Source organism: Kitasatospora sp. NPDC058170 (assembly GCF_042883905.1).
GTDB lineage: Bacteria > Actinomycetota > Actinomycetes > Streptomycetales > Streptomycetaceae > Kitasatospora.
This window is the reverse complement of sequence record NZ_JBHVUV010000018.1, coordinates 128,658-143,686: the sequence shown is the minus strand read 5'-3', so window position 1 is coordinate 143,686 and position 15,029 is coordinate 128,658. Positions and strand designations below refer to the sequence as shown.

The window sequence follows — 15,029 nt, the reverse complement described above, 5'->3', positions numbered from 1 at the left end:
ACAACCGTCCCCGGGAGAGCCGCACCATGGGCAAGAAGGCCGCCAAGAAGGCGCCGCAGCGCAGCCAGTCCACCACCACCGCCACGGGCGAGATCCCCGTGGTCGGGGCCCGCGAGAACTGCCCCTGCGGTTCGGGCCGCCGGTACAAGGCGTGCCACGGCCGGGAGGCCTCGCACGCCGTGCAGGAGCTGGTGCACCGCCCGTTCGAGGGGCTGCCGGGTGAGGCCGACTGGGTGGCGCTGCGCGAGCTGGTGCCGGCCGCGACCGCGCCGCTGACGCTGGCCGCCGCGGTGGTCGAGGCCGCCAACGGCGAGGTCCCGTCGGTGACGCTGGCCACCGTCCTGCCGCTGGCCTGGCCGGCCCTGCGCCGCCAGGACGGCTCGATCCTGCTGGGCCTGCAGACCCAGTCCGCCTCCGGCGACCTCAGCCGCGACCTGGCGGACGCGCTGGAGCTGGCCCTGGCCACCGAGCCGGGCACGCCCGTCCCCGCCCGCCGGACCGTCCCGGGCGGCCGCCGCCTGCAGGACCTGCTGGACGTCGAGGCCCCCTTCACACCCACCGTGCACACCGGCTTCGAGTTCTGGCTGGAGGACGCCGAGACCGCCACCGGTGAGGTGGCCGCCTCCCTGGAGCGCGCCAACGCCTCGGCGATCCCGACCGAGAAGCTGGCCTCCGCGGACTCCGCGTACTGGTGCGGCACGCCGGACAAGAACCACCTGCGCTGGGTGATGACCGTGCCGGAGGAGCAGCTGCTGGACGCACTGGCCCGGCTGACCGCCGCCGACCGGTCCTCGCTCGGCCCGGACACCCGCCTCGTCGGCTCGTTCCGCGCGCACGGCCTCACCGTCCCGGTCTGGGACCTGCCGGTGACGATGACCGCCGCCGACTGCGAGAAGCCGGCCGCCGAGTTCGCCGAGCGGCTCGCCGCGACGCTCGACGACACCACCCCGCTCACCGCGGAGGAGCGTCGCGCCCGGGCGAACCTGGTGAACCGTCAGGTCACCCTGAACTAAAGGCGACCCGGGATCGCGTGATACGCGTCACATTACCGCCGGAGGCCGCAATTTCCGGGCGGCCAGGGCGTCTTGGAAATTGGCGTGGACGCGGATCCTTGTTACTGTCTAAAGAGTCCGGTCGCTGGTGCATCCCCCGTCGCCAGCGGCCGGATCTTTTGTTTTCCGAACGGGCGTTCCCGGGCGGGCCGGATCACCGGCCCGATCAGTGCCCCGATCAGTGCCCCGATCAGTGCCCCGATCACCGGCTCGCCCAGCGGCTTGACCGACAGCCAGGCTCCCGGCCCGATCAACACCGCCGCGATCAATACCGGCCGAGGACACCCGGACGAACACGCCACCGTCCGTCTCCGGTGAACACCCCGGGCCGGCAGCGCGGGGTGTTCACCGGAGACGGACTGCGGAGACGGACTGCGGAGACGGACGGCAAGGACGAAGCCGCGGGAGCGGACCCGCCGGATCAGTACGAGCGGCCGCCGTCCAGTTGCACCGTCGCCTCGACCAACTCACCCAGCAGCGGCCCGACCTGGGGCAGCCACACCCCGCCGTCCGCCGCAGGGCGCGGCGGCAGCACCCAGCGCACCCGGGCGCCGGATCCGCCGCCGGGCGGCAGCGGCAGGAAGCCGCCCTGGCCGTGATAGCGCAACGAGCCCGGCACCCAAGGCTGTTGGGCGAGCATCTCGCCCAGTGCGTCCAGCGAGTAGGGGGCGACCAGCAGCGCGTAGCGGCCCGGCATCGCCAGCACCGGGCCGAGCGGCAGCCGCAGCGCGCCGAGGTAGGCGATCGCCCGGGCGCCGGCCGCGGCCGGCAGGCTGACCGCCGAGACGGCCCCGCCGGTGGCCGCCAGGACCGGCGCGTCCGGGCTCTGCCGCTCCCACCACCACCGGACCATCCGGGCGTCGGTGGTGGCCGCGAGCAGCGGCGGGTCGTGCGGGTGGGCGCCGGGGACGGGGCAGTCCGGGTCGCCGCAGGAGCAGCCGTCGGCTCTCAGCAGCGCGCCGGGGACCACGGGCCAGCGATGGTCGACGGCGGCGGCCAGGGCCGCGGCCAGCCGGGCGGCCCGGGCCGTCGATCGACCCTTCGGGTTCTCACGCATGGCGCTCGTTCCTTTCCGTGACCGCTCGGGTCGCACCGGGCCCACCGGCGTGCCGCGGGGAAACGCCGCGCGGGCCGCAGGGGAGGCACGGGCATGGCGGACGCCGTGACAGGCACGGCGGGGCCTGACGGACATGGCGGGCGTGACAGGCATCGCGGGCATGGCAGGCATGGCGAACATGGAGCACGGTGTGGTGCACGACATGAAAGGGACCGCAGATCAGAACAGCCCTGGGACGAGAATCCCGCATGCGACCGGATGGACGCTGCCCGGGCGCGATTGGTTCCACCGTACGAGTGAGTGACTTCCGGCCAGCCCGGCCGGGGAGCGGCGAAAGCATACGATCCGGACGGCCGCCGGACCCGTCCTCACGGTTCTGCCCGTTCTCGGCCGCTCCATGCCCCCGCGGCCGGCCGGGGCGCGCGTGCCCCCGGGACACGCCCCCCGACGGGCTCCGGAGGAGGCGGAACCGGCCACCCGCACCGTCACGGATCTGGACATGCCCCGAATGGCCTGTGTAGAAGTGGTGGCATTGCTGACGATCAATGACGAGTAGTAGCGAATCCAGGCGAAACACGCCGCGCGGCCGTGCTCGCTCCGATCGGCCGTACCCGGGGGGTTCCGCATGACCCGTACCACCGCGTCAGGAGTGGCGGCATGACCGAGTCCCACCCATCGTCGACGCCCTCGGATCCGGGCGAGACCGGATCCTCCAGCGGGCTCTCGGTGCTGGACCCGCCGGGCTTCCCCGGCCCGGCCTCCGGCCCCGGCGAGGAGCAGCACCCCGACGGCCGCAGTACACCCCCCGCCGGCGTGCAGGACCGTTTGGCCGGACGGCTGTCCGATTTCACCAGCCTGTACGCGCACACCGAGCAGCTCGCCCGCACCCGCGGGCTGGCGGCCGCCCTGGACACCGTCCTGGCGTCCGGCTCCGCGCTGCTCGGCGCCCGCCGGGCCCTGCTGGTCACCGCACTGCCCGGCGGCGGGCCCAGCCAGCCGATCGGCCTCGGCCTGGACCGCGCCAGCCTCGGCGCGCTGGAGACGGTGCCCCCGGAGCAGAGCCTGGTCGCCCGGCTGCTGCGGGAGCACGACCGGCCCGTCCAGCTGCAGTCCCGCGACCTCGCCGACGACCCCGCCGTCGGCTCCCGGCTGCGCGAGCTGGCCGGGCACCTCGGCCTCGGCGGCTGCTACGGCCTGCCGCTCGCCACCGAGGAGGACGGCCCGCTGGCCGCCGCCCTCTGGTTCTACGACGAGCCCGCCGAGCCCACCGAGCGCCAGCGCGAGCTGGCCCGCCGGTACTGCGGGATCGCCGCCCCGCTGCTGGCCAAACAGCTGGACGCGGAGAAGGTCCGGCGCACCACCGAGGCGCTGCGCCGCGGCCTGCTGCCGGACCGGCTCCCGCAGCTCGCCGGGCTGCGGCTGGCCGCCCGGCTCGACCCGGCCGGTCTGGACCACTCGGTCGGCAGCGACTGGTACGACGCCATCCCGCTGCCGGACGGCACGGTCGGGCTGACCGTCGGCAGCGTGTCCGGTGACGGCCCGGGCGCCGGACCGGGCAGCGCGCCGGGCGCGGCCGCCGCGATGGGCCGGGTCCGGGCGGCGCTGCGCGCGTACGCCGTCCTGGAGGGCGAGGACCCGGTCTCCGTCCTCGGCGACCTGGAGCTGCTGCTCAAGACCACCGAGCCGGCCCGCAGCGCCACCGCCGTGTACGCCTGGGTGGAGCCGGAGGAGCGCCGGATCACCCTGGCCGGGGCCGGGCACTGCCCGCCGGTGCTGGTCGGCCGGTACGGCGCCGAGTTCGTGGAGACCTCGCTCTCCGCGCCGCTCGGCATGCTGTCCTGCTGGGAGGCGCCGGGGGTCGAGCTGACCGCCGGGCGCGGCGACACCCTGCTGCTGTACACCGAGGGCCTGGCCCGCCGCTGCGGCCCCACCCTGCACGCCGGGCAGGCCAACCTGCGCCGGGCCGCCGCCGACGCCCCGCGCGACGTGCGGATCGACCCGGACCGGCTCTGCGCCCACCTGCTGGCCGTCTGCCCGGACCGGGACACCGGCCGGGCCACCGACGACCTGACGGTGCTCGCCGCGCGCTTCGAGTAGCCGCTGTCATGACCCCGCAGGGGTCGGCGGCCGGGCGTCCGTACCATGGACGCACGGCCGCCCACGCGCGTCGCGATCCGACGGGTCCGGGGCGGCATGACTCGCAAGGAGGCGACGTACGTGACCGAGGACCGTACCCCGGCGGTGGCCGAGAACCCCGAGGCAGCCGGAGGCGACGAGGAACCGAAGTTCAGGGGCGGCCGCAAGAACGGCCTCTACTCCGAGGTCTCCGAGGAACTCGCCGCCTCGATGAAGTCCGGCTGGGCCGACACCGAGCTGCGCGGTCTCGCCCCCGTCGCCCAGGCCCCGTACACCGCCGAGCGCCGTGCCAGGCTCTCCGCCGCCTTCCCCGGCGAGCGCCTGGTGATCCCGGCCGGCAACCTGCGGATGCGCTGCAACGACACCGACTACGACTTCCGCGCCGCCAGCGAGTACGTGCACCTCACCGGCGACCAGACCGAGGACGCGGTGCTGGTCGCGGAGCCGACCGGCGACAGCGGCCACAGCTTCGGCCTCTACCTGCTGCCCCGCTCCAACCGCGAGAACGGCGAGTTCTGGCTGGACGGCTACGGCGAGCTGTGGGTCGGCCGCCGGCACAGCCTGGCCGAGTCCGAGCTGCTGCTCGGCCTGCCCGCCCGCGACGTCCGCAAGGCCGCCGAGGAGCTGGCCGCGCTCGCCGCGTCCGGCGGTGTGCCGACCCGGATCGTGCGCGGCTACGACGCCGCTCTGGAGGGCGCCCTCGCGGACGTCCTCGACCCGGACCGGGACGGCGAGCTGAAGGAGTTCCTGAGCGGCCTGCGGCTGGTCAAGGACGAGTGGGAGATCGGCGAGATGCGCGCCGCCTGCGCCGCCACCGTCAAGGGCTTCACGGACGTGGTCCGCGAGATGGGGCAGGCCGTCGCCACCTCCGAGCGCTGGATCGAGGGCACCTTCTGGCGCCGCGCCCGCGTCGAGGGCAACGACGTCGGCTACGGCTCCATCGCCGCCGCCGGCCCGCACGCCACCACCCTGCACTGGGTGCGCAACGACGGCGAGGTCCGCCCGGGCGAGCTGCTGCTGCTGGACGCCGGCGTGGAGACGCACAGCCTCTACACCGCCGACGTCACCCGCACCCTGCCGATCAACGGGCGGTTCAACGACCTGCAGCGCAAGATCTACCAGGCCGTGTACGAGTCCCAGGAGGCCGGCATCGCGGCGGTGCGGCCGGGCGCCCGGTTCCGCGACTTCCACGAGGCCTCGCAGCGCGTCCTCACCGAGCACCTGCTCGCCTGGGGCCTGCTGGACGCCTCGGTGTACGACGTGGAGAAGGTCCTGGAGCTGGGCCTCCAGCGCCGCTGGACCCTGCACGGCACCGGCCACATGCTCGGCCTGGACGTCCACGACTGCGCCCACTCCCGCACCGAGGAGCACGTCGACGCCCTGCTGGTCCCCGGCATGCTGCTCACGGTCGAGCCCGGCCTGTACTTCCAGCAGGACGACCTGACCGTGCCCGAGGAGTACCGCGGCATCGGCGTCCGGATCGAGGACGACATCCTGGTGACCGCCGACGGCAACGAGAACCTCTCGGCCGGCCTGCCGCGCCGCGCGGAGGACGTCGAGGCCTGGATGGCCTCGCTCGCCTGAGCCCCGCAAACCGCCGAACGGGCCCGTCCCCCTCCTGAGGGGGACGGGCCCGTTCGCGCTGCTAGCCGGTGACCCGCTGCTACTTGGTGACCCGCACCGGGATGCTGCGCTCGCCGATCACCACCAGCGGCTTGGTGGCGTCGTACGGCAGCGTCGCCCGGACCGTGACCGGCATGACCCCGGCCCCGTTCGCGCCCTCCAGCGTCATCCGGTACTTGACCGTCCTGCTCTGGCCCGGGGCCAGCGGGAACACCGCGTCCTTGCCCAGCGTCGCGTAGTCCATGCCACCGCCCGGCGCGATCGGCAGCGGCTTCCAGACGGTGCCGTCCAGACGCTCCAGCTTGCCCTCGTTCATCGGCACCATGCTGGCGGGCGTGCCCGCGTACTCCTCGGTGAAGACCAGCGGCTGGACCGAGGCGTAGGTGCTCTGGCTGGTGTTCTTGAAGGTCACGGAGAAGGACACCGCCGGGCCGTTGTTCGCGATCTGCTGGCCCGTGGCCAGGCCCTCGACGGTGATGCCGACGTCGTTCTGGTTCGGCTTCAGCGCCGGGGCCTGGCGGCCGCTCAGGTCCATGGTGTTCAGGATCGACACCAGGCCGGGCTGGAGGTCGGGCTTGAGTCCGACCGCCGCGAGGAAGACCTGGTCGTTCGGCAGGCCCCAGAGCTGTGCGGTGAAGCTCTCCTTGGCGTTGCAGGAGGCCTGCCACTGGGTCTTGCGGACGGCCCGGCCGGCCACGATGTCCCGGGTGCGCACCGGGGTGCCGACGGTCTTCACCACGTCGTTCGCACCGATCGTGTGCGGGCTGCCCCAGATCGGGCAGTACGGCTGGGTGCCCCAGCCGGACTCCGAGTCGAGGGCCCCGATCGAGGGCCAGTTCCCGTGCTCCACCTCCTCCGCCGTGTTGTAGGCGGTCAGCTGGGCACCGTACGGCGCGCAGTCGCCGAACTTCGCCGTCTGCGGCGATCCGGGGGCCAGCAGGCAGATCGAGTCGCGGCCCGACGCGTCGTCCGGTGCGAGCCGCCAGCCGGCCGGGATCTGGAACTTCACCCCGCGGAAGGTGTACGGGATCGCGGGCGAACCCGGCGTGATGGTGGAGGCCGCGGTCGGGCTGGTGCTCCCGGAGGAGGTCGGGGCCACGACCGCCCCCGGCTCCCCGGTGGCGGTGCCGGTGGCGGTCGGGCTCGGGGTCGGGCCGGGGGTCGGCTCGGTGGTCGGGCTCGGCGACGGGCCGGGGGTCGGCTCGGTGGTCGGGCTCGGGGTGGCGCTCAGGGTCGCGGCCGGGTTGGGCGAGCGGTCCTGGTCGGCCACGGTGTCGGCGCGGAAGTTGAGCAGTCCGAACGCCAGCGCGGCGGCCAGGGCGAACATCGGCACCGCCGCCAGGTACACCGGCCGCAGCCTGCGCACCCGGCGGCTCGGCGGCTCGGCCGGGCGCAGGTCGTGCGCGGTGATCGTCGAGGCCCGGGCGCTCATCGCCTCGCGGAGCAGCTGTTCCATCGGGGACTCGCCCGACCCGGCACCGTCGCCGCCGTCTCGGCGGGGAAGCTTGTCGGTCATCGAACCTTCTCCAGGTGCTTTTCCAGAGCGTCCAGAGCCCGGCTGGCGGTGGACTTCACGGCACCCCGGGACAGCCCCAGGGTCTCGGCTATCTGTGCCTCCGACATGTCGGACCAGTAGCGCAGTACCAGCACCTCACGCTGGCGGGACGTCAGCTCCTGCATGGCCACCAGGACGCGCCGGTGCTCGTCGTTGAGTACGGCGTGGTCCTCGGCCGACGGTGCGTCGGCCTCGTGCGGCGGCACGTACTCGCGCGCGGTCTTGCGCCGGCGCAGCATCGACCGGGCGCCGTTGACCACCGAGGTCCGCAGGTACCCGAGCGCGTTGTCCAGGTCGTCGAGGTTCTCCCCGTGCCGCTGGTAGAGCTGGGTGAACGCCTCCTGCACGACGTCCTCGGCCAGGTCCTGGTGGTCGACCAAGAGGACCGCCATCCGGACCAGGCCGAGCCGATGCGCGTGGTAGAGGTCCGTCAGGGTGGGCCGTTCCTCGACGGGCTTGCGCCCGCCGCGCAGCAGCCGGAACCCCGAGCGGCGCTGCGCCGCCTCCTGTTCCGAACCCCGGCCGGCGACCACCTCGCCGGCCTCCTGCGCGCCGAACAGCAACCCGACCACCCCCGCGAGGGAGAAGCCGCGCCCCCTCGCAGGTCCCGCAACCGGCCCGATGGCCATGGACATGTACGTTCTGCTTTCCCCCGGGACGGCACCCGGTGCGAACCGGGCCCGTCAGGACAAGTGATCAAGGTCGTGATCAGCGGGAATCATGTCAGTACCGTCTCCCGACTGCCCCACCCCCCTTGCTTATGGACGTGCGGGGCCCCCGGGGGTTGCAGGTGGATTCGAAGAAACTGCCGGTGGCGTGAACGGCTACACTCACCGGCATTCCGCCAGCCGTCACCGAGCCCGCGAGGGGATCCCATGGCCGACCACCAGACGTCCGGGCCGGTGGCCGTCACGATCGGACGCCGTCCGGAGCCGGTGCACGACGTCGCCGTGTACGCCTTCGACGGCATGACGCCCTTCGAACTCGGCGTGGTGGTCGAGGTCTTCGGGTTGGCCCGGCCGGAGCTGAGCGGGCTGCTGGCCGCGCCCTGGTACGGGCTCAAGGTCTGCGCCGACCGGCCGGACACCCCGCTGGCCTCGGTCGGCGGCTTCTCGCTGACCGCCCGGCACGGACTGGACGAACTCGCCGCCGCCGACACCGTGGTGGTCCCCGGCGTGCCGAACGCCTTCGGCGGCGAGGTCTCCCCCGGTCTGGTCGCCGCCCTGCGCACCGCGCACGAGCACGGCGCCCGGATCGTCTCGATCTGCTCCGGCGCCTTCGCCCTCGCCGCCGCCGGCCTGCTCGACGGCCGCGAGGCCACCACCCACTGGCGGTACGCCGACCTCCTCCAGCAGCGCCACCCCTCGGTGCGGGTCAACCCGGACGTGCTGTACGTGGACAGCGGCGACGTCCTGACCAGCGCCGGCAGCGCGGCCGGCATCGACCTCTGCCTGCACCTGGTCCGCCGGGACCACGGCGCCAGGGTGGCCAACAGCGTCGCCCGCCGCTTCGTGGTGCCGCCGCACCGGGACGGCGGCCAGGCCCAGTTCATCGAGGCCGCCGTCCGCCCGGTCGAGGAGGAGGACGACGGCATCGCCCGCAGCATGCAGTGGGCGATGGACCAGCTGTCCGCCCCGCTGACCATCTCCCTGCTGGCCCGGGCCGCCCAGATGTCCGACCGCTCCTACCTGCGGCACTTCACCGCCCGCAACGGCACCAGCCCGATGCGCTGGGTCGTCACCCAGCGGATCGCGGCGAGCCTGCCGCTGCTCGAAGCCCCGGGCGGCACGGTGGAGGAGGTCGCCGCCGCCGTCGGCTTCGAGAGTGCCGCGACCTTCCGCCACCACTTCGGCCGGGTGATGCGCACCTCCCCGACGGCCTACCGCCGCAGCTTCGGCCGCGGGGCGGCGTAGGGCGCGACGGCCCGAACCGGCCTCCGGGCACGGCCTCCGGGCACGGCGTCCGGACACGGCGTCCGGACACGGCTAGGGCCGGCACCCCCCGTGCGGGGTACCGGCCCTGGCCGTCGGTGTGTCAGGCCTGGCCGCCGGTGTGGTGGTCCGCGTTGGCGAGGATGGCGTCGTGCAGCCACTGGGCCAGGCCCGGGGCGAGCTGCTCGTAGGTGGCGGTGAAGCGCGGGTCGGCGATGTACATCTGCGCGAGGCCGCGGTGGATCTCGAAGGTGCAGTCGTAGAAGTTGTCGGTGATGTGCCGGCGGTGGGCCTCGGCGAGGTCCATGGCCTCGGTGCCGTCGGCGGGCCGGCCGGCGGTGTGCGCCTCGACCAGACGGGCGTTGAGCTCGTCCATCTCGGTCTTGACCCGCTGCCAGTCGGCCTTGCCGTAGCCGCTGGTCCGGCGCTGGGACTGCGCCCAGGCGCCGGTGTCGCCCCAGCGCTGCTCGGCCTCCTCCTCCCAGTCCTCGCGGTAGGACTCGCCGAAGATCTCGAACTTCTCCTCCGGAGTCAGCCGGATACCCATCTTCTGTGCCTCCATGGCGTGTTCGACGGCCGCGGCCAGGTCCTGGAGGTGCCTGATCCGGTCGCTCAGCAGCTGGTGCTGGCGCCGCAGGTGTTCGCTCGGGATCGCCGAGTCGTCGTCCAGGACGGCCGCGATCTCCTCCAAGGGGAACCCGAGCTCGCGGTAGAACAGGATCCGCTGCAGCCGGTCGAGATCGGCGTCCTGGTACCGGCGGTAGCCGGCCGGGGTGCGGCCCTGGGGGGACAGCAGTCCGATCTCGTCGTAGTGGTGCAGGGTCCGGACGGTGACCTTGGCGGTCTTCGCCACCTCGCCCACCGAGTAGCCGCCGCTGATGCTCATGCGGGTCGCTCCCTTCTTGCTGACCACGACTCTCCCGCCTCCCGTTGCGTGAGGGTCAAGCCCCAGTTTCACGGGCCCCGGCGGCCGCAGGGGTGCGCAGTCCCGTGCGAGTCTCCGAGCGGGCGCGCGCGGGGCGGGTCCGGGTTGGACGAAGCCGCCAATTGCCGGGCCCGGTCGGCGGCCGGGACCATGGCGGCTATGACCACGACCTCTCCGCCCCTGATCCGTCGGCTGGCCGCGGAGGCGGTCGGCACCGCGGCGCTGGCCGCCGTGGTGGTGGGCTCGGGCATCCGGGCGAGCGCGCTCAGCCCGGACGGCGGGGTGCGGTTCCTCGCCAACGTCGGGGCGTCCGCGCTGGCCCTGGTGGTCCTGATCGAGCTGTTCGGCCCGCTCTCCGGCGGGCACTTCAACCCGCTGGTGTCGGCCGCCGACTGGTGGACCGGGCGGCGGTCCGGCGGCGGTCTGACGCTGCGCGAGCTGGGCGGGTACGCGGGCGCGCAGCTGGCGGGCGCGGTCGCCGGGACGGGCCTGGCCAACGCGATGTTCGAGCGGCCCTTCGTCGAGCCCTCCGGGCACGCCCGGGACGGCGCCGCGCTCTGGCTCGCCGAGGCGGTGGCGACCGGGGTGCTGCTGCTGGTGGTGTTCGGCCTGGCGGGCAGCGGGCGCGGGCGGCTGGTGCCGGTGGCGGTGGGCCTGTGGATCGGCGCGGCCTGCTGGGCCACCTCCTCGGGCAGCTTCGCCAACCCGGCGGTGACCCTCGGGCGCTCCCTGACCGACAGCTACACCGGGATCGCGCCCGGCTCCGTCCCGGGCTTCCTGCTGGCCCAGCTGGTCGGCGCGGTGGCCGGCCTGGCCCTGGTCGCCCTGCTGTTCGGCCGTCCCGCCCGGACGACGGCGGTGCCGGACGACGCCCGGGACCTGGTGGCGGGGTAGCGGCGGGACAGGGCGGGGCGGGGGCGGGGCAGGGCGGGGCGGGGCAGCAGCAGACCGGGCGGGGCAGCGGTAGGGCAACGGGTGGGGGTCAGGCGCCCGCGCCGACCAGGGGCCGCTCGCGGCGGCGGGACGTCCGGCCACGACCGCCGCCGCCGTCCGGTCCGGAGCCCCGGCCCGGCCGCCGCGGCCGTTTGGTGGGCCAGAGCAGCACGTACGCCGCCGAGACGATCACGAACGCCAGCCGGACGAAGCCCCGCGCCGAGTCGGACGGGATCAGCAGCGTGCCGCCGTAGAGCGTGGCCAGCGCGATCCAGCTCCACCACGGCACCAGCCGCTTCTGGCCGACCGCGTCCCAGAGCAGCGTGCCGAGCAGGATCGAGGCGGAGTAGTAGGTGTAGACGCTGGGGTCGAGCAGGATCCGGGCGTCGGCGCCCAGCAGCACGACGGCGGGCCAGCGGCCGCGCCAGACCGCGAGACCACCCAGGCCCAGGCCCAGGGCGAACTGGGTGGGGCGGTCCCACCACGGCGTGGTGGGGTCGGTGACCCCGAACCAGCGCAGCGCGGAGGCCGGCTGGTTGGGGATGGTGAACTTGGCGGCGGCCATCGTGTCCAGGTTGCCCAGGTAGAAGGGCAGCCAGGCGACGGCCACCAGCCCGGCGAACCAGAGCGCGGTGCGCAGCCAGGCCGGCCGGGGCAGCGCGAGGATCAGCGGGGCGAAGGCCAGTGCCCAGGGCTTGGAGTCCACCGCCAGCGCCAGGTGGACGGCCACCATGGTGGACCGGCCCCGGCTGAGCGCGTGGGCGGCGAGGGTGGTGAAGAACAGCGCCAGCACGTCGTCCAGGTGCGCGAAGCGGACCGAGACCTCCACCCACATCGGGATGAACGCCAGCCCGGCGACCAGCAGCCGCTGCTGGAGCCGGCGGTGGTTGGTCCCGGTGCCCAGGTAGTACCAGGCGGCGGTGCGGCCGACCAGGACCAGCATCACCAGGCCGAGGCCGGACATCGTCGCCTCGGCCAGGATCTGGCCGGTGTGGGCGGGGAAGGGATCGAACAGGCGGGCGACGGCCAGGCTGATCGGGCCGATCTGCAGCTCGGGGTGGTGGGCGTAGAGCGAGAGCCCGCCGTCGGCCTGGCCGCTGAACAGCAGTTCCTCACCCTGGCGCAGATAGTGCCAGGAGAAGCCGCCGCTGGGCTCGACCAGCAGGAACCAGAGCACCGTCCAGGCGACCAGCAGCACGTGGTGTCTGCGGACCGGAGTGCCCGCGATCCGCCCCGTGGCGGCCTCGTAGTCGGTCGTACCCCGTGCCGAACGTGCTCCCCGCACCTGTGCGCCTCTTCCCGGCCGTTCCGCCCCCCTCCGGCCGGTCATCCTAAGCGATCGGGGGGAACGCGACGCGCCCCCCGAAGGTCCGTGACCGGACCTTCGGGGGGCGCGTGGCGGTGCTGGGCCGCGCTCGGCACTGCTCAGCGGTACTGCGCCCGGCTCAGCCGTGCTGATCCGGGCTCAGCCCCGTGCCCGGCGGTACTGCTCCGGAGTGCGGTGCTCCGGGCTCAGCCGTGCTGGGCGGACTTGCGGCGGCGCAGCACCACGAGGGTGCCGACACCGGCGGCCAGCACCGCGGCGCCCGCGGCGGCGATGGTGGTGGTGTTGTCACCGCCACCGGTCTGGGCCAGGTCCTTGCCCGCGTTGTCGGCGGCGGCCTTCGCCTTGGTGACGGCGGCCGGGACGAGCTTCGGCGCGGGGACGGTCGGCACGGCCACCGGGAAGTCGATCGGCTGCTGGACGTCGCTGCTGCTCACGGCCGGGGCCGGGGCGGAGCTGGAGGCGGACGCGCTCGGCGAGGTGCTGGCCGAGGGCGAGGCCGGGCCCGAGGTCACCGGGGTGGTCGGCGTGGTCGGGGCGGTCGGCTCCGTGCTGGCGGTCGGCGAGGCCGGGGCGCTGCTGGTGACCGTCGCGGAGGGCGAGGCGGTGGTGGTCGCGGTCGCCGTGGCGGAGGGCGAGGTGGACGCGGACGGCGACGTGGACGCGGTCGGCGACGTGGTCGGGGTCACGGTGGCGCTCGGCGAGGTGGTGGCGCTCGGCGAGTGGGAGGCCGTCGGGCTCGGCTTCGAGGTCGTCGGCTTCGTGGTGGTGGGCTTCGTGGTCGGGCTCGGCTTGCCTCCGCCGGCCTTGATGGTGAAGCCCGCGCCGCGGATCCCGTCGCAGCTGAAGTGGCCGTTGTCCACGGCCTCGTGGCTCTGGTCGTCGAGCTGCGCGGAGAAGACCACCGGCACGACGCCGGCCTTGCCGAGCGGGGCGCCCGCGGTGAAGGAGACCCGGACCTTGATGACGATGTTCTTGCCGCGGTTGATGCCGAGCAGGGCGTCGTCCGCGACGTTGCCGTCCGGGCTGACGCCGCCGAGCAGGGTCAGCACCGCGTCGTCGTCGTCATCCCCGCCGCCGGGCGCGACCGAGCCGGTCAGCCACTGGCCGCCGGGCAGCTGGTACTCGACCTTGAGGTCGCCCGCCTCCAGGCTGCCCTCGCGGTTCTTGAACTTGAGCAGCGGGATGAAGACGAAGTCGTGCTTGGTGGAGTTGTCGATCTTGAACGTGAACTCGCGGGCGTCGCCTCCGGCTATGAAGGTGTCCGGCACGCCGCGCACGGACAGGTCGAGGTCCTGGCGCGCGGACTTGTCGGCCTGCGGCGCGACCGCGGCGGACGGGGAACCGGTGGTGCCGACGGCCAGGGCGCCCTGGGCGCCGGCCAGCACCAGGGAGGACGCGAGCGCTGCGGTGCCGGCGAAGGCGAGACTGCGACGGATGGTCATGGACAAGGGAGACCTCACGTGAGTGTCCGGGCGCGGCCCGGGAACGCGGCAGGGGCGGGGCTGTCCGGACAGCGATCCCCCCGCGGAAGCTGAAAGTCCGACGGAGACTACCGAACGATCCGGCCACTTTGGAAGGCGGGTGGCACTCTGTGCGCAAGCCCCCCGCGCGCGATGTCCGTTTGGCCCAACTCCGTCACTTGCCAGGGCTTTTGCACCTGACCGGCGGGTAACCCAGGAGTGACCGGTACACGTCCGGAGGGTCGGATCGACCGGCCCTCCGGTGGCGTGAAATCGACGGTGTACCGACGGACTTCGGCCGCGGGCGCCTGCGCGGACCCGGCCGTCGCAGGCCCGACCTGCGACGGCACCGCCTACCGCGACGGCTCGGCCCACGACGGCTCAGCCCGCGAAGAAGGACTTGGCGGCCAGCAGCGCCGCCTCGTCGTGGAGCACATCGCCCGGCCTGGTCCCGTTGCCCAGCAGTACGCCGCCCCAGCGCATCCCGAGGTAGTCGGCGCAGAGCCGCAGCGTGCCGACCAGCGGCTCGGCGTTGGACCGCTCGGTGGCCAGGGCGGTGACGCCCCAGAGGGTGCCGCCGGCCATCCGGGCACGGAAGTCCGCGCCGGGCACCCGCAGCCAGGCCGACCAGTGGTCGAGGTAGAGCTTGGCGCTGGCCGGCACCGAGTACCAGTACAGCGGGGCCACGAACACCAGGTCGGTGGCGGCGAGCGTGGCGTCCAGCAGGGTGCGCTCGTGGCCGACGGGGTCGCCGTAGCCGGCCCCACCGGTGTGCCGGCGGTCCTCGAACGGCGCGAGCGGCAGCTCGTCGAGCCGCAGCCACCGCTGCTCGGCCCCGGCGGGCAGGCTCGCCTCCGCCGCCAGCCGGGCGAGCTGCTCGGAGTTCCCGTCGGTCCGCGCACTGGCGTTGAGGAAGAGGAAACGGCGCGGCTCGGCTGCCGCCGCGCCGGTGGCGGCTGTGGACAGGTCGGACATCAGGACTCCCCGTGGACGGCGCTGACAAAGGGTCCGCGCCGACGACTCCCGGGCC

General features: G+C 74.1%; 12 protein-coding genes. 5 read left to right on the top strand and 7 right to left on the bottom strand.

The annotated features are described in order from the left end of the window. Nucleotides 1–26: 26 nt before the first annotated feature. A complete protein-coding gene (locus ACFVVX_RS21375) occupies nucleotides 27–1,013 on the top strand; it encodes a DUF5926 family protein (RefSeq protein WP_387947814.1) in 987 nt (328 codons plus the stop codon). 460 nt (nucleotides 1,014–1,473) lie between these two features. Here the strand turns inward: ACFVVX_RS21375 and ACFVVX_RS21370 are convergent, their stop codons facing one another. Further along, the gene (locus ACFVVX_RS21370; protein ID WP_387947812.1) at nucleotides 1,474–2,109 is read right to left on the bottom strand and encodes a bifunctional DNA primase/polymerase; all 636 of its coding nucleotides are present in this window, start codon (nucleotides 2,107–2,109) and stop codon (nucleotides 1,474–1,476) included. A gap of 657 nt (nucleotides 2,110–2,766) precedes the next feature. On the opposite strand from ACFVVX_RS21370, the gene ACFVVX_RS21365 reads away from it, so the two are divergent. Together ACFVVX_RS21365 and ACFVVX_RS21360 are read left to right on the top strand one after the other, a co-directional pair. Continuing rightward, nucleotides 2,767–4,206 carry a PP2C family protein-serine/threonine phosphatase gene (locus tag ACFVVX_RS21365; protein ID WP_387947810.1) on the top strand — a complete coding sequence of 480 codons (1,440 nt, stop codon included), beginning with the start codon at nucleotides 2,767–2,769 and terminating at the stop codon, nucleotides 4,204–4,206. 120 nt (nucleotides 4,207–4,326) lie between these two features. Beyond that, the gene (locus ACFVVX_RS21360) at nucleotides 4,327–5,829 is read left to right on the top strand and encodes an aminopeptidase P family protein (RefSeq protein WP_387947808.1); all 1,503 of its coding nucleotides are present in this window, start codon (nucleotides 4,327–4,329) and stop codon (nucleotides 5,827–5,829) included. A 79-nt stretch (nucleotides 5,830–5,908) separates the two neighbouring features. Here ACFVVX_RS21360 and ACFVVX_RS21355 read toward each other — a convergent pair whose 3' ends face one another. Together ACFVVX_RS21355 and ACFVVX_RS21350 are read right to left on the bottom strand one after the other, a co-directional pair. Beyond that, the gene (locus ACFVVX_RS21355) at nucleotides 5,909–7,384 is read right to left on the bottom strand and encodes a hypothetical protein (RefSeq protein WP_387947806.1); all 1,476 of its coding nucleotides are present in this window, start codon (nucleotides 7,382–7,384) and stop codon (nucleotides 5,909–5,911) included. Beyond that, nucleotides 7,381–8,058 (bottom strand): RNA polymerase sigma factor, encoded by a 678-nt coding sequence (locus tag ACFVVX_RS21350; protein ID WP_387947804.1) that lies wholly within the window; start codon nucleotides 8,056–8,058, stop codon nucleotides 7,381–7,383. The genes ACFVVX_RS21355 and ACFVVX_RS21350 overlap by 4 nt, the downstream gene beginning before the upstream one ends. A 240-nt stretch (nucleotides 8,059–8,298) precedes the next feature. Between ACFVVX_RS21350 and ACFVVX_RS21345 the strand changes: the two genes are divergently transcribed. Continuing rightward, the gene (locus tag ACFVVX_RS21345; protein WP_387947802.1) at nucleotides 8,299–9,336 is read left to right on the top strand and encodes a helix-turn-helix domain-containing protein; all 1,038 of its coding nucleotides are present in this window, start codon (nucleotides 8,299–8,301) and stop codon (nucleotides 9,334–9,336) included. Between the two features lie 121 nt (nucleotides 9,337–9,457). Here the strand turns inward: ACFVVX_RS21345 and ACFVVX_RS21340 are convergent, their stop codons facing one another. After that, on the bottom strand, nucleotides 9,458–10,240 hold the full coding sequence (locus tag ACFVVX_RS21340; protein WP_387947800.1) for a MerR family transcriptional regulator: 783 nt from the start codon (nucleotides 10,238–10,240) through the stop codon (nucleotides 9,458–9,460). Nucleotides 10,241–10,438: 198 nt separating this feature from the next. On the opposite strand from ACFVVX_RS21340, the gene ACFVVX_RS21335 reads away from it, so the two are divergent. Beyond that, nucleotides 10,439–11,173: an aquaporin gene (locus ACFVVX_RS21335; RefSeq protein ID WP_387947798.1), complete on the top strand. Its 735-nt coding sequence runs from the start codon at nucleotides 10,439–10,441 to the stop codon at nucleotides 11,171–11,173. Between the two features lie 88 nt (nucleotides 11,174–11,261). On the opposite strand, the gene ACFVVX_RS21330 is transcribed toward ACFVVX_RS21335, so the two are convergent. The 3 genes from ACFVVX_RS21330 to ACFVVX_RS21320 all read right to left on the bottom strand — a co-directional run bounded on the left by ACFVVX_RS21330 (nucleotide 11,262) and on the right by ACFVVX_RS21320 (nucleotide 14,974). Continuing rightward, entirely contained in the window at nucleotides 11,262–12,497 is a 1,236-nt protein-coding gene (locus tag ACFVVX_RS21330; protein ID WP_387947796.1) for a hypothetical protein, read from the bottom strand. A gap of 227 nt (nucleotides 12,498–12,724) precedes the next feature. Continuing rightward, complete coding sequence (locus ACFVVX_RS21325) at nucleotides 12,725–13,981, bottom strand: LAETG motif-containing sortase-dependent surface protein (RefSeq protein WP_387947794.1); 1,257 nt, start codon at nucleotides 13,979–13,981, stop codon at nucleotides 12,725–12,727. Nucleotides 13,982–14,380: 399 nt separating this feature from the next. Further along, a complete protein-coding gene (locus ACFVVX_RS21320) occupies nucleotides 14,381–14,974 on the bottom strand; it encodes a flavodoxin family protein (RefSeq protein ID WP_387947792.1) in 594 nt (197 codons plus the stop codon). Between the last annotated feature and the right edge of the window lie 55 nt (nucleotides 14,975–15,029).